The organism is Solidesulfovibrio fructosivorans JJ], assembly GCF_000179555.1.
Lineage (GTDB): Bacteria > Desulfobacterota > Desulfovibrionia > Desulfovibrionales > Desulfovibrionaceae > Solidesulfovibrio > Solidesulfovibrio fructosivorans.
In genome coordinates, this window is the sequence record NZ_AECZ01000008.1 from 73,591 (window position 1) to 100,103 (window position 26,513).

The 26,513-nt window shown below is 62.6% G+C and carries 24 protein-coding genes; 16 read left to right on the forward strand and 8 right to left on the reverse strand.

The features are described from left to right. The first annotated feature begins 22 nt into the window (after positions 1 to 22). The 5 genes from DESFRDRAFT_RS07525 to fliQ are packed head-to-tail and all read left to right on the forward strand — an operon-like array spanning position 23 to position 2,669. Positions 23 to 595 (forward strand): flagellar basal body-associated FliL family protein, encoded by a 573-nt coding sequence (locus tag DESFRDRAFT_RS07525; RefSeq protein ID WP_005992677.1) that lies wholly within the window; start codon positions 23 to 25, stop codon positions 593 to 595. Positions 596 to 620: 25 nt separating this feature from the next. Further along, positions 621 to 1,229, forward strand: coding sequence for a flagellar motor switch protein FliN (gene fliN, locus DESFRDRAFT_RS07530; protein ID WP_005992679.1), 609 nt, complete (start codon positions 621 to 623; stop codon positions 1,227 to 1,229). Further along, positions 1,222 to 1,641: a flagellar biosynthetic protein FliO gene (fliO, locus tag DESFRDRAFT_RS07535; RefSeq protein WP_043794166.1), complete on the forward strand. Its 420-nt coding sequence runs from the start codon at positions 1,222 to 1,224 to the stop codon at positions 1,639 to 1,641. The genes fliN and fliO overlap by 8 nt, the downstream gene beginning before the upstream one ends. Then, the gene (fliP, locus tag DESFRDRAFT_RS07540; protein ID WP_005992683.1) at positions 1,628 to 2,386 is read left to right on the forward strand and encodes a flagellar type III secretion system pore protein FliP; all 759 of its coding nucleotides are present in this window, start codon (positions 1,628 to 1,630) and stop codon (positions 2,384 to 2,386) included. Before fliO ends, fliP begins: the two co-directional genes overlap by 14 nt. 13 nt (positions 2,387 to 2,399) lie before the next feature. Continuing rightward, positions 2,400 to 2,669 (forward strand): flagellar biosynthesis protein FliQ, encoded by a 270-nt coding sequence (gene fliQ / locus DESFRDRAFT_RS07545; protein WP_005992685.1) that lies wholly within the window; start codon positions 2,400 to 2,402, stop codon positions 2,667 to 2,669. A gap of 184 nt (positions 2,670 to 2,853) precedes the next feature. On the opposite strand, the gene DESFRDRAFT_RS07550 is transcribed toward fliQ, so the two are convergent. The 7 genes from DESFRDRAFT_RS07550 to DESFRDRAFT_RS07585 all read right to left on the reverse strand — a co-directional run bounded on the left by DESFRDRAFT_RS07550 (position 2,854) and on the right by DESFRDRAFT_RS07585 (position 10,850). Next, positions 2,854 to 3,672 (reverse strand): sugar phosphate isomerase/epimerase family protein, encoded by an 819-nt coding sequence (locus DESFRDRAFT_RS07550; protein WP_005992688.1) that lies wholly within the window; start codon positions 3,670 to 3,672, stop codon positions 2,854 to 2,856. Between the two features lie 215 nt (positions 3,673 to 3,887). Further along, positions 3,888 to 4,652 carry a hypothetical protein gene (locus tag DESFRDRAFT_RS07555; protein ID WP_005992690.1) on the reverse strand — a complete coding sequence of 255 codons (765 nt, stop codon included), beginning with the start codon at positions 4,650 to 4,652 and terminating at the stop codon, positions 3,888 to 3,890. Beyond that, positions 4,653 to 6,878, reverse strand: coding sequence for a L,D-transpeptidase Cds6 family protein (locus tag DESFRDRAFT_RS20710; protein ID WP_005992692.1), 2,226 nt, complete (start codon positions 6,876 to 6,878; stop codon positions 4,653 to 4,655). 11 nt (positions 6,879 to 6,889) lie between these two features. After that, positions 6,890 to 7,486: an orotate phosphoribosyltransferase gene (gene pyrE / locus DESFRDRAFT_RS07565; protein WP_005992694.1), complete on the reverse strand. Its 597-nt coding sequence runs from the start codon at positions 7,484 to 7,486 to the stop codon at positions 6,890 to 6,892. Between the two features lie 142 nt (positions 7,487 to 7,628). Continuing rightward, positions 7,629 to 8,930 carry an adenylosuccinate lyase gene (purB, locus tag DESFRDRAFT_RS07570; RefSeq protein ID WP_005992696.1) on the reverse strand — a complete coding sequence of 434 codons (1,302 nt, stop codon included), beginning with the start codon at positions 8,928 to 8,930 and terminating at the stop codon, positions 7,629 to 7,631. Further along, positions 8,927 to 9,268, reverse strand: coding sequence for an FmdB family zinc ribbon protein (locus DESFRDRAFT_RS07575; protein WP_005992698.1), 342 nt, complete (start codon positions 9,266 to 9,268; stop codon positions 8,927 to 8,929). Before DESFRDRAFT_RS07575 ends, purB begins: the two co-directional genes overlap by 4 nt. Before the next feature lie 415 nt (positions 9,269 to 9,683). Beyond that, positions 9,684 to 10,850 carry a homocysteine biosynthesis protein gene (locus DESFRDRAFT_RS07585; protein WP_005992701.1) on the reverse strand — a complete coding sequence of 389 codons (1,167 nt, stop codon included), beginning with the start codon at positions 10,848 to 10,850 and terminating at the stop codon, positions 9,684 to 9,686. Between the two features lie 198 nt (positions 10,851 to 11,048). Here DESFRDRAFT_RS07585 and DESFRDRAFT_RS07590 point away from each other — a divergent pair, with 198 nt between their 5' ends. The 6 genes from DESFRDRAFT_RS07590 to DESFRDRAFT_RS07615 all read left to right on the forward strand — a co-directional run bounded on the left by DESFRDRAFT_RS07590 (position 11,049) and on the right by DESFRDRAFT_RS07615 (position 20,554). After that, positions 11,049 to 12,386 carry a DnaA/Hda family protein gene (locus tag DESFRDRAFT_RS07590; protein ID WP_005992703.1) on the forward strand — a complete coding sequence of 446 codons (1,338 nt, stop codon included), beginning with the start codon at positions 11,049 to 11,051 and terminating at the stop codon, positions 12,384 to 12,386. Positions 12,387 to 12,573: 187 nt separating this feature from the next. Further along, on the forward strand, positions 12,574 to 13,764 hold the full coding sequence (gene dnaN / locus DESFRDRAFT_RS07595) for a DNA polymerase III subunit beta (protein ID WP_005992705.1): 1,191 nt from the start codon (positions 12,574 to 12,576) through the stop codon (positions 13,762 to 13,764). Continuing rightward, positions 13,761 to 16,193 (forward strand): DNA topoisomerase (ATP-hydrolyzing) subunit B, encoded by a 2,433-nt coding sequence (gene gyrB / locus DESFRDRAFT_RS07600; RefSeq protein WP_005992706.1) that lies wholly within the window; start codon positions 13,761 to 13,763, stop codon positions 16,191 to 16,193. The genes dnaN and gyrB overlap by 4 nt, the downstream gene beginning before the upstream one ends. Before the next feature lie 236 nt (positions 16,194 to 16,429). Then, entirely contained in the window at positions 16,430 to 18,874 is a 2,445-nt protein-coding gene (gene gyrA / locus DESFRDRAFT_RS07605; RefSeq protein ID WP_005992707.1) for a DNA gyrase subunit A, read from the forward strand. Then, entirely contained in the window at positions 18,850 to 19,653 is an 804-nt protein-coding gene (locus tag DESFRDRAFT_RS07610) for a tetratricopeptide repeat protein (RefSeq protein WP_005992708.1), read from the forward strand. The genes gyrA and DESFRDRAFT_RS07610 overlap by 25 nt, the downstream gene beginning before the upstream one ends. A 19-nt stretch (positions 19,654 to 19,672) precedes the next feature. Then, positions 19,673 to 20,554 (forward strand): PilZ domain-containing protein, encoded by an 882-nt coding sequence (locus DESFRDRAFT_RS07615; RefSeq protein ID WP_005992709.1) that lies wholly within the window; start codon positions 19,673 to 19,675, stop codon positions 20,552 to 20,554. Here the strand turns inward: DESFRDRAFT_RS07615 and DESFRDRAFT_RS07620 are convergent. After that, the gene (locus DESFRDRAFT_RS07620) at positions 20,544 to 21,311 is read right to left on the reverse strand and encodes a Mut7-C RNAse domain-containing protein (RefSeq protein ID WP_005992710.1); all 768 of its coding nucleotides are present in this window, start codon (positions 21,309 to 21,311) and stop codon (positions 20,544 to 20,546) included. The two genes, DESFRDRAFT_RS07615 and DESFRDRAFT_RS07620, sit on opposite strands and share 11 nt — an antisense overlap. A 94-nt stretch (positions 21,312 to 21,405) precedes the next feature. On the opposite strand from DESFRDRAFT_RS07620, the gene coaBC reads away from it, so the two are divergent. From coaBC to DESFRDRAFT_RS07645, 5 genes are all read left to right on the forward strand, one after another. Continuing rightward, complete coding sequence (gene coaBC, locus DESFRDRAFT_RS07625) at positions 21,406 to 22,626, forward strand: bifunctional phosphopantothenoylcysteine decarboxylase/phosphopantothenate--cysteine ligase CoaBC (RefSeq protein WP_005992711.1); 1,221 nt, start codon at positions 21,406 to 21,408, stop codon at positions 22,624 to 22,626. Beyond that, complete coding sequence (locus DESFRDRAFT_RS07630; protein WP_005992712.1) at positions 22,602 to 23,228, forward strand: hypothetical protein; 627 nt, start codon at positions 22,602 to 22,604, stop codon at positions 23,226 to 23,228. The genes coaBC and DESFRDRAFT_RS07630 overlap by 25 nt, the downstream gene beginning before the upstream one ends. Further along, on the forward strand, positions 23,197 to 24,555 hold the full coding sequence (locus DESFRDRAFT_RS07635; protein ID WP_005992713.1) for an NfeD family protein: 1,359 nt from the start codon (positions 23,197 to 23,199) through the stop codon (positions 24,553 to 24,555). The genes DESFRDRAFT_RS07630 and DESFRDRAFT_RS07635 overlap by 32 nt, the downstream gene beginning before the upstream one ends. 10 nt (positions 24,556 to 24,565) lie before the next feature. Next, positions 24,566 to 25,426, forward strand: a complete 861-nt coding sequence (locus DESFRDRAFT_RS07640; RefSeq protein ID WP_005992715.1) for a slipin family protein — start codon at positions 24,566 to 24,568, stop codon at positions 25,424 to 25,426. A gap of 61 nt (positions 25,427 to 25,487) precedes the next feature. Beyond that, a complete protein-coding gene (locus tag DESFRDRAFT_RS07645) occupies positions 25,488 to 26,495 on the forward strand; it encodes an NAD-dependent epimerase (protein WP_005992717.1) in 1,008 nt (335 codons plus the stop codon). Positions 26,496 to 26,513 lie beyond the last annotated feature (18 nt).

The window sequence follows — 26,513 nt, forward strand, 5'->3', positions numbered from 1 at the left end:
TTTCCGACACCGGGAGACGCATATGGCAGACGCGCCCGAAGCACCCGAAGAGAAAAAGAAATCCGGTTTCCTCAAATACGTCATCCTGGTGGTGCTGCTGCTCCTGCTCGGCGGCGGGGGCTTCTTCGCCTACCAGTATTTCTTCGTGGCCAAGCCGCCGGCAACGGCGGAACAGGCCAAGGAACAGGCCCAGGCCGAGGAGAAAAAAGCCGAGGAACAGCATGCCCCGGCCGAGGAAAAGAAGGCCGAAGGCGGCCACGGCGAAGCCCAAAAAGGCGGCCATGGCGGCAAGGAAGCGCCTTCCAACCTGGTGGCCCTGCCGGCCTTCGTGGTCAACCTGGCCGACCCCAACGCCCGGCGCTACCTCAAAATCGTGCTCAGCGTGGAGATGACCGGCAACCCGGAACTGCTGGAAGCCAACCAGGCCAAAATCCGCGACGCGCTGTTGATGCTGCTGTCCACCAAAACCTCCCAGGATCTGAGCACGCTCGAGGGCAAGATCCTGCTGCGCAAGGAGATCGTGGACCGCCTCAACCAGGCGATCGGCCAAGCCAAGGTGGCCCGGGTCTATTTCACGGACTTCGTCATTCAATAAGCGCGTCGCCGCGCGAGGGATTTCCATGACTCCCGACGACATCGATCAGGACAAACTGGCCGCCGAATGGGCCTCCGCCCTGGAGGACCAGGAGGACGAAAAACCAGCCTCCCAGTCGGACATCGACGCCCTGTTCGACCAGCCTTCCGGCGATTCCGCCCCGGCGGGCGGAGGTGGAGGTGGAGGCGGGGTCGAAGGCGGTGGCGGTGGCGGTGACGACGCCCTGGCCGCCGAATGGGCCGCCGCCCTGGCCGACGAGGAAGAGCAGTCCATCAAGAGCGAACGGGACCAGGAAACCCTGTCCCGACAAAGCGCCGCCGCCCAATTCAAGAATTTGACGCAGGAAGCCAAGGCGCCGCGCCCGGAAAACGTGCGCCGCGACCTGGACTTCATCCTGGACATTCCGCTCGACGTCTCGGCCGAACTCGGCCGCACCAAGCTGCTCATAAACGAGCTGCTGCAACTCGGCCAGGGCTCGGTCATCGAGCTCAACAAGCTGGCCGGCGAGCCCCTGGAAATCTACGTCAACGGCAAGCTGGTGGCCCGGGGCGAGGCCGTGGTCATCAACGAAAAATTCGGCGTGCGCTTAACCGACATCATAAGCCCCATCGAACGGGTGAAACAGCTTGCCTGATCCCGCGACCGCCGTCACCGCCACCGCGCCGCCGATGCCCCCGGCCTCGGACTACGGCCTAGCCGGGGCGGCCCTCCACATGGGCCTGGCCCTGCTCGTCATTTTGGCGCTCATTTTCGCCGCCTACTGGGTGCTGCGCCGCTTCGGGCCGAAGCTCGGCCTGGGGCCGGCCGGCCGGGGCGGCATGTTGCGGATCATGTCGCACCTGAGCCTCGGTCCCCGTAAAAGCATCATTGTGGTCCGATTCTTGAATGGCAAAAGCGAACCCAAGGATCTGGTCCTTGGCGTCACGGACCACTCCATCACGCTTTTGACCGAGGACGATGCGCCCCATGACACCGCTGCCGCAACCGATTTCGCCGCCGCGCTGGCCGACAAGACCAGCCGCCCGGGCGGCGATGCTGCTTCCTAGCCTCCTCTGTCTCCTGACGCTGGCCGGCCTGCTGCTCACCGCCGCCGCGCCGGCCCTGGCCCAGGACACCCCGAGCCTGACCCTGTCCCTGGCCGCCGGCCAGACCCAGCCGGAACGCGTCTCGACCCTGCTCGAGATCCTTTTCGCCCTGACCGTCCTGTCCCTGGCCCCGGCCTTCGTGCTGACGGTGACGTCCTTCACCCGCATCATCATCGTCTTCTCGTTTCTGCGCCAAGCCATGGGCGTGCCCCAGGTGCCGCCGTCCCAGATCCTGGCCAGCCTGGCCATCTTCCTCACCTGCGTCATCATGTACCCCACGGGCAAGGCCATAAACGACGACGCGCTGCAACCCTATCTCAACGAGCAGATCGGCTTCACCGAGGCCCTCAAAAAGGCCGAGACGCCGCTTCGGGAATTTCTCTTCAAGCATACCCGGGAAAAGGACCTGTCGGTCTTTTACACCGTGACCAAGATGGAGCGGCCCAAGGACAAGGCCGAGGTGCCGACGACTATGCTCGCGGCCGGATTCATCATCAGCGAACTGAAAACCGCGTTCACCATCGGTTTTCTCATCTACATCCCGTTCCTCATCCTGGACATGGTCATCTCGAGCATCCTTCTGGCCATGGGCATGATGATGCTGCCGCCGGCCACCATCGCCATGCCGTTCAAGCTGCTGCTGTTCGTGCTGGTCGACGGCTGGGGGCTCATGGTAGGCTCCATCGTCAACTCGTTTAATACGTAAGGAGGTCCGTACCATGACGACGGATATGGTTGTGGCCCTGGCGCGACAGGCCATCGAAACGGCGCTTTTTCTGGCCCTGCCCATGCTCGGGGTGTCACTGGTCGTCGGCGTGGTGATCTCCGTGCTCCAGGCCGCCACCCAGATTCAGGAAATGACCCTCACCTTCGTGCCGAAGATCCTGTCCATGTTCATCGCCCTTCTCGTCGCCTTCCCCTGGATGATGGACAAGATGATCAATTTCACGAAGGAGCTTTTCATGAACATTCCGAACTACCTGCGCTGAGGCGGCGGAACAGCCTGCCGCCTGCCCCCGCGTCCCGGCCCTGAAAGGGGCCAAACACGCCTTCTCGCCCGCTTTTTACCGAGCGGCGCACCTCTCATCGTTTTATCCTGAAAAAGGCCGTAAGAGGCCGTCCGCGGCCCGTAACGGGTCGACGGCGGTGTTGCCGATCAACGGACTCGCGGCGTCAGCCGGCGAAGAAGTCCGGCCGGGACCCGGCGAAGGCCAGGGCCTGGGCGTAGCCGGCGGGCGTGTGGGGCTCGAAGGTCACGGTGGGACGCAGGCCGCGCCGGGAAAGCAGCTCGAACAGCGCGTCAAAGGGAATGCTGCCCTGTCCCGGTCCCAGGTGCTGGTCGAAGCTGCCGTCGTTGTCGTGCAGGTGCATGTGGAGCAGATAGGGCGCGAAGGATGCGACCCAGTCGGCCAGATCGCCCCGCACGCTGCCCCCGGCGAAACTGTGCCAGTGGCCGATGTCGAAGCAGATGCCGACGCGCTCCCGGGCGGTCTCGGGCAAGCGTTCGCGCAGCGCCTCGACCGCGCCGCTGACCGTGGCCGGGTCGGTTTCGTGGGTGTTTTCCAGGCAAAGGGGCGGGTGCCCGGGCCAGGAAGCCAGTACCTCGGCCCAGGTATCGGCGGCGCGGGCCGCCCAGCCGCTAAAGGAACGCATGTAGAGAAAGCGGTTGTAGGCGCTGTGCCCGACCATCCGGTCGGGGGCGTAGACGGCCGCCGTTTCCAGGGCCGCCAGCAGCCTGTCCCGGGTGGCCGTCCGGATGCGGGCGTCGGCGCTGCCGGGCTGGAGATCGAAAAACGGCAAATGCAGCGTGCACGGCAGGCCGGCGTCCGCCAGCCGCCGGGCCAGCTCCCGGTGCCAGGCAGCCGGCTTGGCGTCCATGAGCAGCGGATCGAGGCCCAGTTCCGGCGGCACCCGACCCTCCAGATGGCGCAGCACCAAAGACGGATCGCGATCGGCCACGCGCAGGTTCAAATTGACGTAGTACCGGGTCATGGGTGTGCCTTATCGAAAATGAAGCCGGGGGAGAACCTTTTTGAAAAAAGGTTCTCCCCCGGACCCCCTCTCCAAAAACTTTTAACGGTATCTGTATGTTATTCGTCAACCATCTGAAAAGGTAAAAAGTTTAGGAAGGGGAGAGCGCGAGAGGGGCTACTGCCCTTTGCAAAAGGGTTTCCCCCTCTCGTACTTTCTTCACGCTCATAAACTTCTTATTCCTTCATCGGGTACGTCTGGGCGAAGATGATCTTGCCGGCCGGGTCCAGCACCGTGAGTTTGAGGGCGTAGACGTCCCGGGGGGAAACTTTTTGCGGCAAGGGCAGGCTGGCCGACATCTGCTTGAAGTGCTGGATCTGGAAGGACAGTTCGTCCTTGTCGGCCGTAAGCGGCAGCAGGCTGGCGTCGTTGCCGACGAACGCCACCTCGACGCGGCCGGAAAGGTTGGTCTGCTGGGGCGTGACGTTGCTCAGATCGAAGTTGAGCGCCAGCTTTTTTCCTTCGATCTTCACGCGCAGGTTGTCGATGCCGACCTCTCCCGCGTCCACATGGGCCAGCAGTTTCGCCAGGTCCGGGCGCTCCGCCTTGGCGGGCTCGCGCTCCTTGCCGCCGCTTTTCGGAGCGTCCCCCCCCGCTTCGGTCCGGGGCTTCCACCAGCCCGGATCGTCGGGGTTGTAGGAGCCGATCAGGGTCTCGAGTTCGGTGAGGTCACGGGTTCGCAGGACTTTTTCGATATTTTCCAGACGAATGAGCTTTTCGCCGACCGCGTCGAGTTCCTTGCGGGTCTCGCCCTGATGCCGGGCCAGAAGCAGGTTGTCCTGGCGCAGATGATAGGCCACGGCCACAGCCGCCGCGAGAAGGAGCAGCAAACCGAGGGGAACGAGCCACAGGCAGCGCAACAGCCACACCGACGTCCGGTAACGGCGCACACCGGCCCCGTCGCGCAGAAGAAGGATGTCTATTTTGCCGCCGGCCGCCATCTACATCCGGCTCCACTGTTCCTCGACAATGGCGTACCCGTTGCCCGACGGCTCGATATAGAGCGTCTTGCGGCCATGGTCCCCACCGCCGTCCTTGCTGGCGTAATCCTGGACGCAGGTGACCACGAAGCCGTCCTTGCGGGGGCGGATGCGCACATCGGACAAGTCGACCTTGCTTGGGGCCTTGTCCTTCCACAGATCGGCCTTGTCCTCGCGGATGGCCTGACGGCTCCTGCGGTCGCCCTGGACGGCGTTTTCGGCGTAAAAATCGCTGTAGGCGTCGAGCCTGCCGCTTTCCCAGGCCTTGCGCCAGGATTCGACCATGGCCGCGACAGCGGCTTCACGCTCTTTTTCCGTGGCTTTTTCCGGAGCCTGGACCTTGGTCGCGGTCGCCGCCCGGGGCGCGCCCGGAGCAGGCGCCTGGGGCGTGGCGGCAACGGTCACGGGAGCGGCGTTCGGCGCTTCCGGGCGGTTCTTGGACCAGCGCTCGGCACTGATGAGCAGCCGATCGCCCGACGGCACGAGGGTCAGGCTCTTGAAACCCTTGCTCTCCCGGCGGCCCTTGGCCTGGTAGACCTGGGCGCAGACCACGTCGAAGCCGTCCGAAACCTTGCCGGCGGCCACGATCCGCATGTCCACGCGTTCGGGCTTGGCCCCCCGCCACACGCCTTCCTTCTGGCGGCGGATGGCGTCCTTGCCGCGCAGGTTGCCCAGGCGCGCTCCATCGGCGTAATAGCCGAGGTAGCCGTCCATGTCGGCGTTCTCCCAGGCCTTGCTCCAGCCGGCGACCATGGCGGCGACGCGGGCGGTTTGCCCGGCGTCCAGGGGCGCGGGACCGGCCTGCGTCGCGGCCGGGGCGGGAGCCCAGGGGCCGGAGGCGGCGTCCGAAACCGCTTCCGGCCGGACTTTGGCCGGAGACGGAGCCGGCGTGGCCACAGCCACGGTGACGGGCGCGGGCGGCGTCGGGCCGGCCGCCGGAGCGGGAGCCGGCTTCACGGGAGTCGCCGGGGCCGGTTGCGCCGGAGCCTGGGCAATGGCCGCGGGCGCGGGCGGCACCTGGCGCATGGCGTCCGTGGCCACGGACACGCCGGGCGTGCCCTCGCCGCTTTTGGCCACTTCCAGAATGGCCTCGTCCTCGGGCGTATGTTGCGGGGCAAGCGACAACGAGCCGAAAGCCTTGCGGGCCATCTTCTCCATGATCGCCTGATGGGCGTCCACGAGCTGGCGGACCTGCACCTCTTCCTCGCTCGGGCTGTCTGGCTTGCGGGTATCGGTGTCCGCCTCGTCGGGAGAAGCCGGCTTGCCGGCCGTCTTGGCCGAAGCCAGGGTGACGGGCATCTCCTCGTATTCCATGCCGATGATGCGGAAGCGCCCGTCCGTCCCGCGTTGCCAGTACAGGCGTTTGACGCCCTGCGAGGTCAGGGTCGGCGAGCGGTAGAGCTGGACGAAGTAGGTGACCCAGTAATCGGGCCCGGCGAGGGCCCGCACGTCGGCAAGATCCACCTTGATCCAGGGCAGAACCTTGAAAAGCCGCTCCTTGTGGCCGCGAAAGGCGGAAAAGGGCTTGCCCTCGGTGATGGAGAACTTTTCCGGGTCGTGAAAATCGAAAAAGGCCGGGGATTTATTCTGCCAGGCCTTGGCCCAGGCGTAGGTGTCGGCCACCACCTCCTTGGCCTCTTCGCGCAGCGCGGCCGAATCCTTGCCGCCCAGGCGCACCTGGTCGGCGATGACCACGGGCATGCCCTCGGCCAGCTCCGGGTCCACCCGGTGGATGTTGGCCATGCTTAAGGCCACGCAGCCCTGGGTCTCGTAGGGAGTGATGGGATGGCCCCGGCCGTGGATCCAGATGCCGTGGCCGGACTTGTGGCGCAGCACGTCGGCCGGGTTGGGAAAGTCGAGGGGAAAGGCCAGATCGCCGTAGAGGTCGAAATTGAGCCCCGAGGACTTGCGCCGGGTAATGAAATAGACCCCTTCCGGGGTCTTGAGATCGCCTTCCTTGAATTTGTCGCCCAGGGCCTGGCCCGTGGCGCAGGGAATCTCGGTCAAAACCCGCAGCGGGCTGTGCCGGGACAGCAGGGCGAAAGATTGGGCTTTCTTGTCGACAGCCACGAAACGCGACGGTGTGGAATCCATGTCCACGATGTCCGCCGTCCATTCGCCGCTCGCCCGGCTGCCGCAAACAAGCACCAGACAGGCGGCGGCAATGATTGGGCCAATGCGCTTCATGGCCTCTCGCGTCATGTGCCCTGTTGGTTGCCGGCCGCGGCCAGCAGGGCGTGTCGGGTAAAAATGGACAGGAGCGGAAAGCCGCGTTCGGCCAGACGTTCGCCCCCGCCTTCCTCCCGGTCGAGCACCGTGACCACGGCCCCGACCGCGAGGCCCGCGTCCTGGACCCGGTCGATGACCGTCATGAGCGTGCCGCCGGTGGTCACCACATCCTCGAGCAAGGCGACCTTATCCCCGGGGCGAAAATTGGAAAGGCCCTCCAGAAACTGGTTGGTGCCGTGCCCCTTGGCGGCCTTGCGCACGATGAACGCCGGCATGGGCCGGCCGCGCACATGGGAAACGAGGCTGACCGCCGTGACCAGCGGATCGGCCCCCAGCGTCATGCCGCCGACGCCGACGATGCCTTCGGGCAGCAAATCGAACAGCAGATTCCCGATGAGCCAGGCCCCTTCGGGATACAGCGCCGTCTGCTTGCAGTCGAAATAATAATCACTTTTGCGGCCCGACGTCAGGGTGACTTCACCGGCCCGGTAGGACTTTTCCAGAAGCAACGCGGCCAGACGACCACGCATGGCCCCGGCGTCCAATTCCCCGCACGCAAACGACATTGAGATTCCCCGTCTTGCCCGATTCTCTGATGCGTACCAGATAATGGGCCGGTTTGAAAAGCGTTTCGCCAGGCCGTACGGCGGCCGGCGGCGTTTTTTCCGCCCCGCCCCGACACGGCGTCTCCGGTCCGTCTGGGACGGATCAGGAAATAGTGCCGAACACGCGGGAATAAATCAAATCTTCGTGTTTGAGATAATAGCCCGGATCAAAGAGCGCATCGAGAACCCCGGCCGTCAGCCTGGCCGTAATGGCCGCATCGGCGCGCACCGCGTCCGGAAACGACTTTTTGCCTTCCCAGCAGGCCATGGCCACCTTCTGCACGGCCTCGTAGGCCTTCTGCCGGTCCATGCCCGTCTCGATCAGGGCCAGAAGCACGCGCTGGGAATAGAAAAGCCCGTAGGAAGCCATCATGTTGCGGGCCATGTTGTCCGGGTTGACCTTGAGATTTTGCAAAATCCTGGTCAGCCGGGCCACGGTGTAGTCGGCCAGAATGGTGGAATCGGGCATGATGACGCGCTCGACCGAGGAATGGGAGATGTCGCGCTCGTGCCACAGGGCCATGTTCTCCATGGAGGCCAGGGCGTTTGTGCGCACGAGCCTGGAGAGGCCGCAGATGTTTTCCGCCGAGATGGGATTTTTTTTGTGCGGCATGGCCGAGGAGCCCTTCTGGCCCTTGGCGAAGCCTTCCTCGGCCTCGAGCACCTCGGTGCGCTGCAAATGGCGCAGTTCGGTGGCCATGCGCTCCACCCCGCCGGCGAGAAGGGCCAGGGAGGTGAAAAAGGCGGCATGGCGGTCGCGCTGCACGATCTGGGTGGAAACCGGGTCCACGGCCAGGCCCAGGCGACCGAGCGCGATGGACTCCACCTTGGGGTCGAGGTGGGCGTAGCCGCCCACGGCCCCGGAAATCTTGCCCACCTTCACCCCGGCCACGGCCGCGGCCACGCGTTCGCGGTGGCGGGTGAACTCGGCGTAAAACGAGGCCATCTTCATGCCGAAGCTGAGCGGCTCGGCATGGATGCCGTGGGTGCGGCCGATCATGAGCTGGCCCTTGTAGCGCATGGCCAGATCGCGGATGACGTCAAGCAGCCCGTCGACGGTGGCGAGCACCATGTCCCCGGCCCGGCCGAGCAACAGCCCGTTGGCCGTGTCCACGATGTCCGAGGAGGTGCAGCCCAGGTGGATGAACCGGGCGGCCGGCCCCACCCGCTCTTCCACGGCGGTCAGAAAGGCGATGACGTCGTGACGGGTGACCTGCTCGATCTCGAGGATGCGGTCCACATCGAAATCGGCCTTTTGGCGGATGATCTCCATATCCGCCGCCGGGATGCGGCCAAGCTCGGTCCAGGCCTCGCACACGGCCAACTCCACCTCAAGCCAGGCCCGGAAGCGGTTTTCCAGGGTCCACAGCGCGCCCATGGCCTTTCTGGTGTAACGCTCGATCATGCGTTCTCCTTGGCGTCGCCGCCGGATTCGGGGGATTGGCCGTCGTCTTCCTCTTCTTCCTCGGACAAAGGAACGGAAGGATCGCGGGCAAGCTGGGGGATGGGCACGGTGGCGCCCTTGATGGTGCCCTTGCCGTCTTTCTGGAAGGAGCCGGGGCGGCGTTTCACGTAATCGGTGGAATAAAAGCCGGTCCCCTTGAGCGCGAAGGCGGACAGGGAGACGATGCGGGAGGCTTTTTGGCCACAGTGCGGACAGGCGGCGTCGCTCTCGTCGCCGGCCCGGCGCAGCTCCTCGAACACCCGGCCGCAGGCCGGACATTCGTATTCATACAAGGGCATGGGAGCCCCTCCGGTACTTTTTGAAAAGGCAATGCGAGAGGGGAAACCCTTTAAAAAGGGTTCTCCCCTCTCGCGCTCTCCCCTTCCTAAACTTTTCAGCTGCAGAAGATGTTATCGCGACAACATCACCATACCACGAAAAGTTTTTGGAAGGGGGGTCCGGAGGGAAACCTTTTTTCAAAAAGGTTTCCCCCGGGCATCTTTTCCTAAAAATAGGCGCTAGGCCTTTTTTTCGGCAATGGCCTGGCGCACGCGCTCCTTGAGGCGCTCCTTGCGGCGCTTGCGGCGGCGGTCCAGTTCCTTATGGCGCTCGATCTTTTTATGCTTGGACATGGCGTACCCTCCTGTCTGGTGAAAGAACTCGATGCCGTAGCAAAGGAAACGCGGCTTGTCCAGCCGCAATGCGGCATCCGCCCTATTCCGAGGGAATGCGCTCCACCGGCTCGGTCAGCAGGAACTTGCCCTGCTCGATCCAGGATTTGAGCGTTTGCGCCACTTCCAGGGACATGGACAGGCTCGTGACCGGCACGGCCTGGGTCGGCTTGCCGTTTATGACCACCTCGCCCGACCGGCATTCGGCGTAGGTGACGTAACCGAGCACGCGGCCGATGCCGTTGGGGTAGTCGTGGCCGTAGTCCTTGACCGGCAGTTCGATGTCGGCATCGGAGACGCCGGTGAAAAAGGCCATATCCTCGTTTAAAATGGGAATGGGGATGCCCACGCCCACGGCCATGGACACGCCATAACCGAGCACGGACACCGCCCGCACGTAGCGCGGGTTCATGCCCTTGAGGTCGCCCTTGACCATGAGCGTGCCCGAGGCGGAAAGCGGAATGCCGCGTTCGTTGCGCTTGGGTTTGGGATCGTGCTGGGTGCCGGCCCCGATGACATAGCCCACGCCGCCGCCAAGGAAGATACGGGTGCCGAGCCCGATGGTCTTCAAATAGGGGTCGTTGAAAAGCGGCGACAGTTCGCCGGCGGTGGCGAAGTTGGCGTTTCGGGCGTTTGGCCTAAGCGGCCCCATATAGGTGTAGACGATGCGGCTGGTGAGGTTCACCGCCACGTTGTAGTTCTGGTAGCAGTTGCGGGGATTTAAAAGCGCCGCATACTTGAGGTCGGCGAGCGTCACGTCCTTTTCCAGGCCGCGGCGGGGATAGCAGTCCGTGCCGTAGGCCTCGCACCAGAGCCGCACCGCCTTGCCGCGCAGAAGATCCTCGATGACGTGGGCGCCGCCGTACTTGAACCGGCCCGGATGCACCTTATTCAGGGGATCGTCCTTGGGCAGCTCCGTGGCCCCGAGATAGGCGTCCACGGCGGCCAGGCCGGCATGGGCCGGGATATTGTTGAGCCGGACCTTCTGGGCTTTTATGGTCGGGGCTTCCTGGCCGAAGTTGAAAAGCATGCCCGAGGAGCACATGGGCGAAAAGGTGCCCGTGGCCACCACGTCCACTTCCTTGGCCGCCTTGACCTTGCCCAGGCGTTTTACCGCATCGACCATCTCGGCGGCCGTCAGCACCACGGCCTTGCCCTGTTCGATGCGCTTGTTGATCTCCGCGACGGTTTTTCTCACCTCATGGGTCATGGCGACTCTCCCTTCGGCCCGCCTTGCGGCCGGCAGGGGCTCTATTTGGCCCATTTCGGCCTTATTGGCAACTCGGTGAGGTCCCCCCTTGGCTTCAAAGTGAAACTAGGCTATAAAGGCATTTCCTGGCGGCCTGGGGGAGAGGCCCGGATATCGTACCCAACACACCAATATGCTTGTAAAATTTAAAGCGGACCGATGAAGCCCGCGCCTGTGATCGATTCCGGTGACGGCGTGCTCAAGGACGACCTCCGACAGCATTTGTCGCGCACCTGCCCCGACCAGGAGCTGCGTCGCTGGTACGACCCGCTCGGCCTTTCGGTCAGCGAATCGGAGCACTGCTGCCTCGTCCGCTTTCCCCACGCCTATTTCGCCACCTGGTTCGAAACCTCCGTGCGGGATCTCTTCGAAAAGGAAGTGGGCCGGTTCCTCGGCGACGGCTACGCCGTGCGCTACCAGACACGCTGCGGCGGGAGCGACAAGCGCCAACCCCTGGCCACCCTGCGGGCGGTGACGGATTTCCCCTACGGCCACCGCTTCACCTTCGAGACCTTTCTGGCCAACGAGAAAAACCATTTCCCCCTGGCCCTGGCCCGGGAAGTGGCCGGCGGGCGCGAGGCGCGCTACAATCCTTTTTTGCTTTGCGGCCCTTCCGGCGCGGGCAAGACCCATCTGCTGCGGGCCATGGCCAATGCCGTGAGCCGCTCGCGCCCCAGCGCCGCCGTTTTTTTCGGCTCCATCGACGACATCGGCAACCGCTATGCCGACCCCACGGCCAACCCCCACGAGATCCGCGCCGCCATCGTGGCCAGCGATTTCCTTTTCATCGACGAACTGGCCGACGTCAAACGCGATCCCATCCTTGAACAGGAACTGGTGCTGCTTTTCAACGCCTTTCACGACGCGGGCAAGCAGATGGTCTTTTCCTGCCGGGAGCGCGTGGCCTCGTGCGATTTCGGCCCCACCCTCAAGTCGCGGCTGGAATGGGGGCTCATGGTCCATTTGAAGCTCCCGGACCTCGACGTGCGCGTGCGTTGCGTGGAGCACGCCAACCGCGACAAGCGGCTGGGGCTCTCCCGGGAACAGACCCTCACCCTGGCCAGCCGGTTCGAGGGATTCCGCCAGCTCGAAGGGGTGTTGCTGCGCATCGAGGCCTTTCGCCGCCACACCGGCCAGGAGCTGACCGACGCGGAACTGGCGCGCCATATCCGCCTGTCCGAGGACCGCAAAGCCCCGGAGCTGACCCCGGAGCGCATCCTGGCCATCTGCGCGGAGCACTTCACGTTGGGCGTGGCCGACATCACCGGCCATTCCCGGCGCAAGGAACTGGTTTTCGCCCGCCAGACCGCCATGGCCCTGTGCCGCGCCCTGCTCGGCATGTCCTACCCGGCCCTGGGCAAGGTCTTCGGCGGCAAGGACCACAGCACTGTTCTTTACTCGATTCGAAAATTCCAGCAATTACAGGATGCTGACAGAGATACGAAATTGATGTTCCGCCAGTTGGCGAAAAAGTGCCGCCAGGGAAGCCCGGCATGAGGCAACGCACGCGGCACGGTTCCCTCCGTCACCGGAAAGACGCTTCGTGGTTTCCTTTTTTTAAAAGTTATCACGGAAGGTTATGACAAAACGGAACAAACGAAACGTCCTCTACTGATCCAACAAACCTTTTTCCTTTTGCTTGAAGAAAGACGGCGTGCGTTTCGCGCCGGCCAAGGAGATGCGCATGCAGCTGAAGGTTTTCCGAAACGACATCATCGACGGCCTGCAAAAATCCTCAGGCATCATCCCGGCCAAGACCGGGGCCGCGTTTTTGCGCACCATATGGCTCGAGGCCGCTGGCGACGTCCTTCGCATCCTGTCCACGGACTCGAGCCTTGAATTCACCGGGCAGTACGCGGCCAAGGTGACCGAGGAAGGACTTTGCGGCGTGCAGGGCAAAAGCTTTTTCGAGCTGGTCCGCAAGCTGCCCCCCGGCGAGATCGGGCTCACCCTCGACGCCGAGTCCGGCAACCTGCTCATCAAGCAGGGCTCGCGCCGGTACAAGCTCCCCGTGTCCGACCGCAACTGGTTCCAGAACTTCTCGCCCTTTCCCGAGGAAGGCGCGGTCACCTGGTCCGGCGACTTCCTCCAGGAACTCATCGACCGCGTGGCCTATTGCATCTCCGACGAGGACACCATGGAGGCCATGGCCTGCATGTTCTTAAAACCCGCCGACGAGGCCAAAGTGGAGGTCTGCGGCTTAAACGGCCACCAGTTCTCTCTGGTCGGTTTTTTAAACGACGACATCCACACCATGCTGCCGGCCGAGGGCATCCTCATCCAGAAGAAATACGTGGCCGAACTCAAGCGCTGGCTGACCGCCGACGAGATCGAGCTGGCCATAAGCCAGAAGCGGCTTTTTTTCCGCACCCAGGAGAAGGATCCGGAAAACGAGGCCGCGACGCCCAAGATCGAAACCTTCAGCCTGCCGCTGAGCTACTACCAGTACCCGGACTACAACACCTTCGTGTCCAAGCTGGCCACGGACGGCGTTTCCACGCTCGCCATCAACCGCGACGAGCTGATGGACGCCCTGGAGCGCGTGGCCATCTTCAACACCGACAACAACCGTTGCGCCTACTTCCTGTTCGACGGGCCCAACGAGCTGTCGCTGCGCAGCCAGGGCCAGGAGGCCGGCGAGGCCACCGAAACCCTGGAGTGCGCCTTCACCGGCAGCCTGGACAAGGTGGCCTTCCCCACCAAGGACCTGCTCGACATCCTCGGGCATTTCCATTCCCCAAAGGTGACCCTGGCCATGACCGGCGCCGAAGGGCCCTGCGGCATCACCGGCGAGGAAGACGGCGACGGCCTGGTCATCATCATGCCCATGAAAATCGTGGAAGAGACGTATTATAGCGAGGAAGACATCGCATGAGTCAGGACAACGCGCCCCAGGCGAGCCACGGCCCGCAAGCCTACGACGCCAGTTCCATCACCGTTCTGGAGGGCCTTTCGGCCGTGCGCAAGCGCCCGGCCATGTACATCGGCTCCACCGACTCCCGGGGCCTGCATCACCTTGTCTGGGAAGTCGTGGACAACTCCATCGACGAATCCATGGCCGGATTTTGCGACCGCATCGTCGTGACCATCCACCTGGACAACTCGGTGACGGTCTCGGACAACGGCCGCGGCATCCCCGTGGACATGCACCCCAAGGAACACCGCCCGGCCGTGGAAGTGGTCATGACCGTGCTCCACGCCGGCGGCAAGTTCGACAACGAGACGTACAAGGTCTCGGGCGGCCTGCACGGCGTCGGCGTTTCCGTCGTCAACGCCCTGTCGGAATACCTCGAGGTCACCGTGCGCCGCGACGGCAAGAAGCACCAGCAGCGCTACGAGCGGGGCGTGCCCGTCACGCCCCTGACCGTCATCGGCGAGGCCGATGTGACCGGCACCACCATCCGCTTCAAGCCCGACGAGGAGATCTTCGAGACCAACCAGTTCAACCACGACACACTGGTCAAGCGTTTCGAGGAGCTGGCCTACCTCAACCGGGGCCTGGAGATCGACTACCGCGACGAGCGCACGAACGAACGCGTGACCTACCGTTTCGACGGCGGCCTCAAGCGCTTCGTGGCCGACCTCAACGCCGGCGAACAGACCATCCACGACATCATCGACGGCACGGGCGAGATCGACGGCATCGTCACGGACTTCGCCCTGCAATACAACGCCAACTACAAGGAAGAGGTGCTGACCTTCGCCAACAACATCCGCACCCGCGAAGGCGGCACCCATCTGGCCGGGTTCAAGACGGCGCTCACCCGGGCCATCAACACCTATATCGAGAAGTCGGACCTGCCCAAGAAATTCAAGCAGAAGCTGACCGGCGACGACGTGCGCGAGGGCCTCACCGCCGTCATCTCGGTGAAACTGCCCGGACCCCAGTTCGAGGGCCAGACCAAGACCAAGCTCGGCAACTCCGAAGTGGCCGGCATCGTGGCCAAGGTCGTCTTCGAAGCCATGAACGTCCATTTCGAGGAAAACCCGAAAGACGCCAAGTCCATCGTGGAAAAGGCCGTGGACGCGGCCAGGGCCCGCGAAGCGGCGCGAAAGGCCAAGGAGCTGGTGCGGCGCAAGGGCGCCCTCTCCGACCATTCCCTGCCCGGCAAGCTGGCTGACTGCCAGAGCAAGAACCCCGAGGAATCGGAACTCTTCATCGTCGAGGGCGACTCGGCAGGCGGCTCGGCCAAGCAGGGGCGCGATCCGCGCTTCCAGGCCATCCTGCCCCTTCGCGGCAAGATCCTGAACGTCGAGCGCACCCGCACCGACAAGATGCTCGGCAACAAGGAAATCCGAAACCTCATCACCGCCATGGGCCCAACTCCGGCCATGGGCGAGGAGGACGAGGAGAAGGAAGCCGAGAACTACGCGCGCCTTCGCTACCACAAGATCGTCATCATGACCGATGCCGACGTGGACGGCGCGCACATCCGCACCCTGCTCCTCACCTTCTTCTTCCGCCGCTACGAGAGGCTCATCGAGAACGGCTACATCTACATCGCCCAGCCGCCGCTCTACCGCGTTTTCAAGGGCGATTTCGAGAAGTTCATCAAGGACGACGAGGAACTCTCCACCTTCCTTATGGGCCGCATCGGCCAGGATGTGACCGTGGCCTCAGGCGAGAAGGTCTTCTCCGGTGAAGCCCTCTCGTCGCTTCTCGAGAACATCCGGTCCCTCGAGGCGCGTATCCATGAGGCCGCCGCCTACGGCCTGCCCGAGGAGATACTGACCATTCTCCTCGGCTACGACCGCCTGGCCCCGTCCGATTTCGCCAGCCACGAAACCTTTCCCCAGGGACTCGTTCCCTACCTGAGGGAAAAAGGCTTCGAACTCGAAATCGAAGCCGAGGAGATCGACGACGAAAAGCGGCTCTACGCCGTGTTCATCGCCGCCAACCAGGCCAGGCACCGCATCGCCGTGGAGTTTTTCAGCTCCAAGATCTACCGCCATGCCCACGAAACCTATGGCGAACTGCTGGCCGAATGCCCGGAAATGCCGCTGACCATCACCCGCAAGGAGGAATCCAGGCAGGTGGCCAGCTTCTTCGAACTCTACAAGGCGCTCATGGACGACGCCTTAAAGGGCATCAACATCCAGCGTTACAAAGGCCTCGGTGAAATGAACCCGGAACAGCTCTGGGAAACCACCATGAACCCGGAAAAACGCAGCTTCCTGCAAGTCTCCATTCAGGATGCCGGCGACGCCAACGACATCTTCGACCAGCTTATGGGCGAAAAAGTCGAAGGCCGCCGTACCTTCATCGAACGCAACGCCTTAACGGTGCGGGAGTTGGATATTTAAGAGGGGGAAGGCATCCGGGGGGAAACTTTTCTGAAGAAAAGTTTCCCCCCGGACCCCCCTTCCAAAGACTTTTAACGATGTAATGGTGTCTGCGGAAGATTGCAGAGAAGAAATCAATATAACCCATTAAAGGGTCCAGGGGAATTATTCCCCTGGCGGGGTCCAGGGGCAGCGCCCCTGGTGGGGTGGTGTAGGAGGGGCGAAGCCCCTCCTACCCGCGCCGGAGGCGATATACCGTGAGTAATGTGATCAACATTGAGGAAGAGCTCAAGAAGTCCTATTTGGAGTACTCCTTGAGCGTCATCATCGGCCGGGCCATTCCGGACGTGCGCGACGGGCTCAAACCCGTGCACCGGCGCATTTTGTACGCCATGCACGAGTTGTCCAACACGTTCAACCGGCCGTACAAGAAGTCCGCCCGCGTCGTCGGTGACGTTATCGGTAAATACCATCCGCACGGCGACCAGTCGGTCTATGACGCCTTGGTGCGCATGGCCCAGAATTTTTCCATGCGCGATCCCATCGTGGACGGCCAGGGCAACTTCGGCTCCATCGACGGCGACGCCGCGGCGGCCATGCGATACACAGAAGTGCGCATGTCGCGTCTGGCCAGCGAATTTCTGGCCGACATCGAGAAGGAGACGGTCGGGTTTCGTCCGAACTACGACAACTCCTTAAACGAACCCGAGGTGTTGCCGACCAAGGTGCCGAACCTGCTTTTAAACGGCTCCTCGGGCATCGCCGTGGGCATGGCCACCAACATCCCGCCCCACAACCTGGGCGAATTGTGCGACGGCCTGCTGCATCAGCTGGACAACCCGACCTGCGACATCAACGAGCTGCTCGCCCTGGTCAAGGGGCCGGATTTCCCCACAGGCGCGTCCATTTACGGCGGCAAGGGGCTTATCGAGGCCTACACCACCGGGCGCGGCTCCATCAAAATCCGCGGCAAGGCCGAGATCGAGGAGCGGAAAAAGGACCACCAGTCCGTGGTCATCCGCGAGATTCCCTACGCCCTCAACAAGTCGTCGCTGGTGGAAAAGATCGCGGCCCTGATTAATGAGGGACGCATCGAGGGCGTGTCCGACCTGCGCGACGAATCCGACCGCAAGGGCATCCGCATCGTCCTCGACCTCAAAAAGGGCGTCATTCCGGACATCGTCATCAACGCCCTGTACAAGTACACGCCCCTTGAGACGTCTTTCGGCATCAACATGCTGGTCGTGGCCGACAACCGGCCGGCGCTCCTTAATATCCAACAAGTCCTCGAGCATTTCCTCAGCCACCGCCGCGAGGTGGTGCTGCGGCGCACGGCCTTCGACCTGCGCAAGTCCGAGGAACGCGCCCACATCCTCGAAGGCCTGCGCATCGCGCTGGACAACATCGACGAGGTCGTTTCCATTATCCGGGCTTCCAAGAACGCCATCGAGGCCCGCGAGCGCCTGATGGAGCGGTTCGGACTGTCCGAGCGGCAGGCCCAGGCCATCCTGGACATGCGCTTGCAGCGCCTGACCAACCTCGAGCGGCAGAAGCTCATCGACGAGTACAACGAGCTTATAAAGCTCATCGAGTACCTGCGCAGCATCCTGGAAAACGAGGAAGTGCTTCGCGGCGTCATCCGCGACGAGATCACGGAGATCAAGGACAAGTACGCCACGCCGCGAAAGACCGAGATTCTCGAGGACCTGGAAGGCATCAACATCCTCGACCTCATTCCGGACGAGGACGTGGTCATCACGCTTTCCCGGCGCGGCTACATCAAGCGCACCAAGGTCGACAGCTATCAGCAGCAAAAGCGCGGCGGCAAGGGCGTGGCCGGGGTCTCCACCTCGGGCGACGATTTCGTCCAGTCCTTTTGCGCCACCACCAACCACCAGCAACTGCTTTTATTTACCAACCTCGGCCGCATGTTCATGCTGCCCGTGCACCAGATTCCCGAGGGACAGCGCACGGCCAAGGGGGCGCATATCGCCAACCTGCTCCCCATGGACAAGGAAGAGTTCGTCGCCACGGCCCTGGCTATTCGCGAATTCTCTTTCGAGCGCTATTTCCTCTTTGTGACCCGCAAGGGCATGGTCAAGCGCTCCTGCACCGACCTCTACAAGAACTGCCGCAGCACGGGCATTATCGCCGTGACCCTCAAGGAAGGCGACGAGCTGCTGACGGTCAAGGAAATCGACGACAACGCCGAAGTGCTTCTGGCCACCAACCAGGGCCTGTCCAACCGGTTCCACATCTCCGGCATCCGTCCCACGGGCCGGGCGGCGGCCGGCGTCAAGGGCATCGCCCTGAAAGGCCAGGACCGCGTTGCCGCCGGCGTCATCATGACGGGCAACGGCCGTAACGAGGTGCTCACCATCTCGGCCCACGGCTACGGCAAACGCACGTCCATCGAGCATTATCCGCTGCGCAACCGTGGCGGCTCCGGCGTCATCAACATGCGCGTGACCCCGAAAACGGGGCAGGTCATCGGCGCGGTCATGGTCAACGCCGACGACGAACTGCTGCTTCTCACCTCGGCCAACAAGATCATCCGCCTGTCCGTGTCCGACATCAGCGCCGTGGGCCGCGCCACCCAGGGCGTGATGCTCGTGCGCATGGAGGGCGAAGTGACGGTCACCGGATTCGATCTGGTCGATCCGAGCGATCCCATCCAGTGTCAAACGTCCGAGCTTTCCTGAAGCCCTTCCTGACAGGCGGCCTGATTGTTCTGTTTTTTGTTCAGGCCGCCTGCCACGGGCCTGAGAGATCGCCCGGGGACGCGCTTCTCGACGGAGCCAGACAGGCCTTTCTCGACGGTCGCTACGGCGACGCCGAACACGACTACCAGACCTACCTGGAACGCTTTCCCAAAGGCACGGCGCGGCTCGAAGCCTGGCAAAGGCTTGCGGATATCAGCCAGGATATCCGCGTCTCCCCGCGAAAAGCCGCCCTGCTCCTGGAGACGGCGCTGCTTGAAAACGCCGGCAATCCCGCCGTACAGGCCAGCCTGTCCCTGCGGGCCGCAAGCCTGCGGCTGGAGGGGAAGGATTACGACGGGGCGACGAAGCAGCTGACGCGCGTCATCGCCCTTCCCGGCCTGGATACGGGCATGCTGGCCAAAGCCTGCCGGGAACTGGCCCATGCGCGCATCCAGGCCCGGGATACGGCCGGAGCCCTCGAGGCCTATACGCTTTGCCGGACAAAGGTGACCGATCCCGGGCAACGATCCCAGTGCGATTTGTCCAAGGCCCGGCTTTTGATGCAGCTGGACCGGCTTCAGGAAGCGGAACCGATTTTGCAGGAGCTTTTTGCCGACAAGCGTCTTCCCGCTTCCGTTCGTGGTGAGGCCGGCTTTGCCCTGGGCCAGTTATCCGAAGACGGACATGACAAGAAAGCGGCCCGAAAGTATTATGAACAGGTGCGCGATATGTATCCCAACCCGCTGGCGGTTGCGCAAAAACTGAAATATCTGAAATAATTCTGTTGGATACCACGACATGGTCCTGGACATGCTGCGCAAGAAGAAATCCCCCCGTGAGGAAGAACAGGAACATCGGCGCAATGCCGGCATCCTGGACGAAGCCATGGCCCAGCGTTCCAAGGTCCACGTCAAGTTCGATCAGCAGGCCACCAGCCTCACCGGCGTTACGGCAAGCATCATGGCCATGAACGACGCCGGGCTCGTGCTGGAGCTCAGCGGCCTGTCCACGCTTAAGGAACGTTTCGTCGGCCAGAGAATCGAATGTTTTTTTAAGATTGTTGAACGCGAGCAGCGCCACCGGGAAATATTTTATACCTTTGCCACGACCATTTTGCGCATCCGCAACCAATCCGAAAAACTTCCGCAGATCGCCGTTTCCTTCCCCGGTTCCCTGCAAGGGGCCCAACGCCGCAAAAGCCTGCGCATGAAGCCCTCCATGGACCAGTTCACGCATATCGCGCTTTGGCGCTACGATGCCGCCGGCGGCTTCGACCTGGCCAAGCCCACCGTCTCCCACGGTCATTTCAAAAATTCCCTGGCGCTTCTGGAAAACATCTCGGCCGGCGGCCTCCGCCTGCTCTTGCGGCGCGATCTGCTTAAGGAAAAAGGGCTTTCCCCGCAAAAGGGCGATCGCTTCATCCTCTTTTTCACCTTCGAGGAGAACAGCCCGAAACTGCGCGGTGAATACTGGCTGGTCGGCAAGATCAACAACATCCGGCCCGATCCCGTCTCCCATGACATCACCTTGGGGGTGGAATTCGTGGCCAACGGCGTGCGTCAGGCGGAGTCCGGCAAGGTGGAGTGGAACAAGATTATGGACAACGTCATCGACGACATGGCCCAGCGCATTTACGAATGGCATCTGGCCCTGTACCGCGACAAGGGACTCAACGGCTGATTGTCTCCTCCCCTTTAAGAATCTCCCGTATCCATCCCCGCATATGCTCGTAATGCGAGCCCGCCCAATAGATGCGGCCACACTCCGGGCACATCGAGAATTTTTCGTAATAGCGCTTTGTCTTCGGCAACAGCCGGTCCAGGATGTCCTTTTTATCCACCGGCGCAAGCTCCCGGTTGCAGCGCAGGCAGCGCGTGAACGCGCCGTAAGGCGGGGTCAGCCCGAAGGCGCGCAGGATGTCGCGCAACTGTTCCTGCGGATCGTTGGCCCGGATCAGCCGGCCATACATGATCTTGGACCGCTTCAGGCAGCTGACGTCCCGGGACAGGGCTATACGCCCTTCTTCCGCGGCGATGCGGGCCAGCTCTCCGTCTTCCATGTCACGATCGTAGACCGCGTCGTATCCGAGCAGCCGCAGGAGCGTGGCCAGCCGGCCGACATTGGCGTCCGCAACGAAACGCTGCTTAGGAAGGGGAAGCGGTGTCGGCCGCAGCAGGGTCGGGGTGAAGACGTCGATGGGGAAAACGGCCGGTTCGATTGTGATGCGCTCGCCCGGGGCCAGCCTGTGTTCGAATCCGACCGGCCGATCGTCGGCAATGATGCCGTGGATTTCGGTGTGGGGCGGCCCCAGGGCCTCGATGACGTCCTTGATCGAGGCTTCGCGCGTCACAGGATACACGACTACGCCGTTTGCGGCCGGTCGCCGCAACAGTTCCCGCAAAGCGCCACGGAAGCGCAATGTGGCCGCCTTGTCCATGGACCACCCCCGACCTGACCTTTACGCTTCTCCCGCCTTTGCCGTATACCCCCATCATCCGGCTGCTTATTTCCCATAGCCGCAGGAAGGCTTTATGACGTCAACACATTGTGATTTCAAAGGATATAGTGGCCGTCGCGTCCATCTCGGCGTGACCGGTTCCGTTGCCGCCTTCAAGGTGCTGTCCCTTCTGCGACGGCTTGTCGCCTCGGGCGCGTCCGTGGGCGTGACCTTGACCACGGCCGCCCAACGTTTCGTCACTCCGCTTTCCTTTGAGGCCTTGGGGGCCGATCCCGTTTACACCGACATGTTTTCCCCGGAAGCGGCCAATTTCGCCCATCTCGCACCGGCTCAGGCCGCCGACGTCCTGGCTGTCGTTCCGGCCACGGCCGACATCCTGGCCCGTTTGTCCTGCGGTCTGGCCGGCGATTTGCTCGCCTGTCAGGCCCTGGCCTTCGAAGGGCCTGTGGTCGTTGCTCCGGCCATGAACCCCCGGCTTTGGAAGGCGGCCGCCACCCAGGCCAATTGGGCGACGCTTTGTTCGCGCGGCGTCATCGGCGTCATGCCCGATTGCGGGGAGATGGCTTGCGGCGAATCCGGCCAGGGCAGGCTCGCCGAGGAGGACGCCATTTTCACGGCCATCCTCAAGGCCCTCACCCCCCAGGATCTGGCCGGAAAAAAGGTGCTGGTGAGTCTTGGACCGACCCGCGAATATTTCGATGCCGCCCGCTTCTGGTCCAACCCGTCCACCGGCCGCATGGGGGCCTGCCTGGCCATGGCCGCCTGGTTGCGCGGCGCCTCGGTGACGGTGGTTTCCGGCCCTGTTTCCTGGTGGTTTCCGGCCGACGTCACGGTTGTTCCGGTCACAACCGCCGGCCAGATGCACGAGGCCTGCCTGGCCGCTTGGCCGGCCTGCGACATGGCCGTCATGACCGCGGCGGTAGCCGATTTTTCGCCTGTTCCGCATCCCGGCGGCGGCAAGTTCAAAAAGGATGCGGCCGGCAAGGAACTGACCCTGACATTTTCTCCCACCCATGATATCCTGGCGGCAATGGGCCAAAAAAAGCGCGCCGGCCAGAAGCTTGTCGGCTTTTGCGCCGAAACGGACAATTTGCTGGAAAACGCCAAGGGAAAGCTCAGGCGCAAAAACTGCGACCTGATCGTGGCCAACCCCATCGGTCGGGCCGATGCCGGGTTTGCGGCATCGGACAATGAGGCCATTGTCCTTGCCGCTAATGGCCGTGACGAGCACTGGGAAAGCGCGCCGAAAACGGAAATCGCCTGGAAAATATGGGACTCAACGATTCGCTTTTAAACGTGCCGGAACGGCTTCGCGTCTGGCAGCAGGCGGGCATCCGCTATTTTTACGTCGATCCACTGGCCGAGGCGGTCGCGGAGATCGCGCCCGAGCGCGAGTCTGCCCTCCAGGCCGAACCCGCGCCGGATGTTGCGCCCGAACCCGTGAAACCGCCTGTCCAGGTCGGCGAGGACCCGGCGGCCTGGCCCAAGCCCTGGCCCGCGATCTTCGCCAAAGCGCCCGAGCATCCCCGCATTGTCCTGACTTACGAGGCGTTGTCCCTGGACATGACCGGCCGGGCCGATCCCAGGCGCGGCAAGCTCTGGCGGCGGCTTATCCAGGAATTGGACCTTTCCGGGGCCAATGCCGTGGCCTTTTGGCCCTACTGTTTGCCGGACGCCGCCGAACGGGAACGTGACACGGCCATTTTCCTCACCGGCCTGCGGCTTATGCGGCCGGCCGTTCTGGCGGTCTTTGGCGCGCTTTCTCCCGAAACCACGAAATCCTGGCATGGTCACCTGCCCGATCTCGAACCTGTCGTGCTCGCCGATCCCGAAAGGCTTCTCGGCGGCGACATGGAGGCCTGGCATGACGCTCTCGATGCCCTTGGCGGCGGGTAAGCGCTTTTTTTCCGCTTTCCTGCTCATCGCCCCGCTCTTTTTCATTCCAACGCTTTCCCGGGCCCAATCAGCGCCCATTGCCGTTTTTACGGCGACCTTGAGCGCCTCCATCTCGCCGGCCCAGGCCGACATGCTTGACGGGGCCATTGCCGCGGCCAAAAAGGGCGGCGCCGCCTTGCTCATCCTGCGCCTCGATACGCCCGGCGGCGGCATCGAGCCCATGCGCCGCATGGTGACCTCCATCCTCGGCAGTCCTGTGCCCATCGTCATCTGGATCGCCCCTTCCGGGGCCAGGGCCGCCTCGGCCGGGGTCTTTCTTGTGGCCGCCGCTTCCGTAGCCGCCATGGCTCCGGATACGACCATCGGGTCCGCCTCGCCCGTGGGCCCGGGCGGCGGCGACCTTGGCAAGACGCTGCACAAGAAGATCAAAAACGACTTGGAAAGCCTGGTGCGCGGGATGGCACTTTCCCATGGCCGCAACGCCAAATGGTACCAGCGTTTTGTGGCCAATGCCGAAAACCTGACCGCCGCCGAGGCGGTGCGCGAACGTGTGGTGGATTTCATTGCCGTCGACCAGCTGGATCTTTTGACCCAGATCGGCAAGCGCGGCATCGAATCCGGCGGCAAGGTCCTGCGCTTTTCCCCGGATGCCGTGGTCGTCACGGCCTATGACCCCGGTTGGCGCTACGGTGTTCTGACCTGGCTGCTCGATCCGCAGGTGGCGTATATTCTGCTCCTGATCGGCGTTGCCGGCCTTTTCTTCGAACTGACCACGCCAGGGGCCATTTTGCCCGGCGTTATCGGCGGATTGTGCATCCTGCCGGCCCTTTACGCCCTGTCCATCCTGCCGACCAACGTTACGGGCTTATTGTTGCTGCTTTTTGGCGGCGGTCTTTTTTTACTGGAACTGCATGTGACCAGCTACGGCCTTTTGAGCGTGGCCGGCGTGGCCGCGCTTTTTACCGGATCGATGCTGCTTTTCCGCCACAACGGCCATCCCGGCCTGCCGCTTTCCGTCATCGCCCCGACCGTGGCCGGCGTTTCCCTGATCCTGCTTTTGGCCGGTTGGATCGTGGCCAAGGCCCAACGGCAAAAGCCCCGCTCCGGTCTGGAGGCCCTTGTCGGCCAGATCGCCACGGTCCGTCATTTCACGGGGAAAACGGGCAAGGTCTTTGTCAACGGGGAAATCTGGAACGCTACCCTTGATGCCCGTTGCGTCGATTGCCGGCCCCAGCCCGGCCAGTCCGTGCACATCGTCGCCGCAAAAGGCATGACGCTTGTCGTGTCGACCGAGGAAGTCCCCCCGACTTTTACTGAGAACCGGTAAAGGAGGAGCCATGTACGCGTTTATCCCCATCCTGGCCATTATCATTTTTATTGTCGTCACCTCGCTTCGGGTGCTCAACGAGTACGAACGCGGCGTCATTTTCCGGCTTGGCCGCATCATCGGGGCCAAGGGACCAGGGCTTATCCTGCTTTTTCCCATCATCGACCGCATGACCAAGGTCTCCATGCGCACCTTCGCCATGGACGTGCCCAACCAGGACGTCATCACCCGCGACAACGTCAGCATCAAGGTCAATGCCGTGGTCTACTTCCGGGTGGTCGAGCCTATAAAGGCCATCCTCGAGGTCGAGGATTACATGTACGCGACCTCCCAGATTTCCCAAACCACCCTGCGCAGCGTCTGCGGCGGCGTGGAGCTCGACGAGATCCTGGCCCACCGGGACAAGGTCAACGAGCAGGTCCAGACCATTCTCGACCAGCATGCCGGCCCCTGGGGCATCAAGGTCGCCAACGTGGAGCTCAAATACATCGATTTGCCCCAGGAAATGCAGCGGGCCATGGCCAAGCAGGCCGAAGCCGAACGCGAGCGCCGGGCCAAAGTCATCAATGCCGAGGGCGAATATCAGGCCGCCTCGCGACTGGCCCAGGCCGCGGCCATCATCGCCGTGCGCCCAGAAGCCTTGCAACTGCGCTATCTGCAAACCATGCGCGAAATGGCCGCTGAAAGCCATGCCGCCACTATTTTGCCCATTCCTCTTGATTTTATCCGCTCTTTTTTTCATGTTCCGAGCCACGCCGCGTCACCCCAACCGGACCTTGCGCCGGACCTCGCGGCAACGAATCCGAAACCCGATTCCACAGTTGAGGCGCCATCCGATCCGTCACAAGCCAAACAGCCTGGCGACGCGTGATCGCACCGCCAAAGAGGCGTTTTGCAATCGGCGGGCTTTTTTACAGCTATCCAGAGGAACCATGAACATTCTTGTCACCGGCGCCGCCGGATTTATCGGCTTCCATTTATGCCGTCGATTTCTGTCCATGGGTCACACCGTGACCGGCCTGGACAACATGAGCCCCTATTACTCCGTGGCGCTCAAACAGGATCGCATCGATATTCTCGCCGCCGAGAAGCAGTTCCGTTTCGCCAAGGCCGATATGGCCGACCGGCAGGCCATGGATCGCCTTTTCGACGAAGGCAAATTCAGCCATGTGGTCAACCTGGCCGCCCAGGCGGGCGTTCGGCACAGCCTGACGCATCCCGACGCCTATATTCAAACGAATCTGCTCGGCTACTTCAACATCCTGGAAAATTGCCGGCAGCATAAAGTCGACCATTTCGTCTTCGCTTCCTCAAGTTCCGTCTATGGTCTCAATACGACCATGCCTTTTTCCGTGCATGACAATGTGGACCACCCCATCAGCTTGTATGCGGCGTCCAAGAAATCCAACGAGCTGATGGCCCATTCCTACAGCTACTTGTATGGGCTTCCGTGCACGGGATTGCGTTTTTTTACGGTGTACGGTCCTTGGGGACGGCCGGATATGGCGCTTTTCTTGTTTACGAAGGCCATATTGGAAGACAAGCCTATCCAGGTGTTCAATCACGGGCGCATGGAACGCGACTTTACCTATATTGATGATATTGTCGAAGGTGTTGTTCGCGTGACGCAAAATACGGCCACACCCAATCCTGATTGGAATCCCGCTTCCCCTGATCCGGGCAGCAGCGTCGCGCCCTACCGTTTGTACAACATTGGAAACAACAACAGCGTGTCTCTTATGCGCTTTATCGAGACCATCGAAGATGCCTTGGGCAAGAAAGCGATCAAGGAGATGTTGCCGTTGCAGCCCGGCGACGTACCCGCGACGTATGCGAATGTCGACGATTTGATTCGTGACGTCGGATTTAAGCCGTCGACGCCTATTGAAACGGGTATTGCCCGTTTTATTGAGTGGTATAGGCAATATTTTCGGGCTTGATGTTGACAGGATGGATAA

Bases quoted from the DNA above. Each gene is read 5' to 3' on its own strand.
- DESFRDRAFT_RS07525 (WP_005992677.1), top strand. From the start codon at position 23: ATGGCAGACGCGCCCGAAGCACCCGAAGAGAAAAAGAAATCCGGTTTC.
- fliN (WP_005992679.1), top strand. From the start codon at position 621: ATGACTCCCGACGACATCGATCAGGACAAACTGGCCGCCGAATGGGCC.
- fliP (WP_005992683.1), top strand. From the start codon at position 1,628: ATGCTGCTTCCTAGCCTCCTCTGTCTCCTGACGCTGGCCGGCCTGCTG.
- fliQ (WP_005992685.1), top strand. From the start codon at position 2,400: ATGACGACGGATATGGTTGTGGCCCTGGCGCGACAGGCCATCGAAACG.
- DESFRDRAFT_RS07550 (WP_005992688.1), bottom strand. From the start codon at position 3,672: ATGACCCGGTACTACGTCAATTTGAACCTGCGCGTGGCCGATCGCGAT.
- DESFRDRAFT_RS07555 (WP_005992690.1), bottom strand. From the start codon at position 4,652: ATGGCGGCCGGCGGCAAAATAGACATCCTTCTTCTGCGCGACGGGGCC.
- DESFRDRAFT_RS20710 (WP_005992692.1), bottom strand. From the start codon at position 6,878: ATGAAGCGCATTGGCCCAATCATTGCCGCCGCCTGTCTGGTGCTTGTT.
- pyrE (WP_005992694.1), bottom strand. From the start codon at position 7,486: ATGTCGTTTGCGTGCGGGGAATTGGACGCCGGGGCCATGCGTGGTCGT.
- purB (WP_005992696.1), bottom strand. From the start codon at position 8,930: ATGATCGAGCGTTACACCAGAAAGGCCATGGGCGCGCTGTGGACCCTG.
- DESFRDRAFT_RS07575 (WP_005992698.1), bottom strand. From the start codon at position 9,268: ATGCCCTTGTATGAATACGAATGTCCGGCCTGCGGCCGGGTGTTCGAG.
- DESFRDRAFT_RS07585 (WP_005992701.1), bottom strand. From the start codon at position 10,850: ATGACCCATGAGGTGAGAAAAACCGTCGCGGAGATCAACAAGCGCATC.
- DESFRDRAFT_RS07590 (WP_005992703.1), top strand. From the start codon at position 11,049: ATGAAGCCCGCGCCTGTGATCGATTCCGGTGACGGCGTGCTCAAGGAC.
- dnaN (WP_005992705.1), top strand. From the start codon at position 12,574: ATGCAGCTGAAGGTTTTCCGAAACGACATCATCGACGGCCTGCAAAAA.
- gyrB (WP_005992706.1), top strand. From the start codon at position 13,761: ATGAGTCAGGACAACGCGCCCCAGGCGAGCCACGGCCCGCAAGCCTAC.
- DESFRDRAFT_RS07615 (WP_005992709.1), top strand. From the start codon at position 19,673: ATGGTCCTGGACATGCTGCGCAAGAAGAAATCCCCCCGTGAGGAAGAA.
- DESFRDRAFT_RS07620 (WP_005992710.1), bottom strand. From the start codon at position 21,311: ATGGACAAGGCGGCCACATTGCGCTTCCGTGGCGCTTTGCGGGAACTG.
- coaBC (WP_005992711.1), top strand. From the start codon at position 21,406: ATGACGTCAACACATTGTGATTTCAAAGGATATAGTGGCCGTCGCGTC.
- DESFRDRAFT_RS07630 (WP_005992712.1), top strand. From the start codon at position 22,602: ATGGGACTCAACGATTCGCTTTTAAACGTGCCGGAACGGCTTCGCGTC.
- DESFRDRAFT_RS07635 (WP_005992713.1), top strand. From the start codon at position 23,197: ATGACGCTCTCGATGCCCTTGGCGGCGGGTAAGCGCTTTTTTTCCGCT.
- DESFRDRAFT_RS07640 (WP_005992715.1), top strand. From the start codon at position 24,566: ATGTACGCGTTTATCCCCATCCTGGCCATTATCATTTTTATTGTCGTC.
- DESFRDRAFT_RS07645 (WP_005992717.1), top strand. From the start codon at position 25,488: ATGAACATTCTTGTCACCGGCGCCGCCGGATTTATCGGCTTCCATTTA.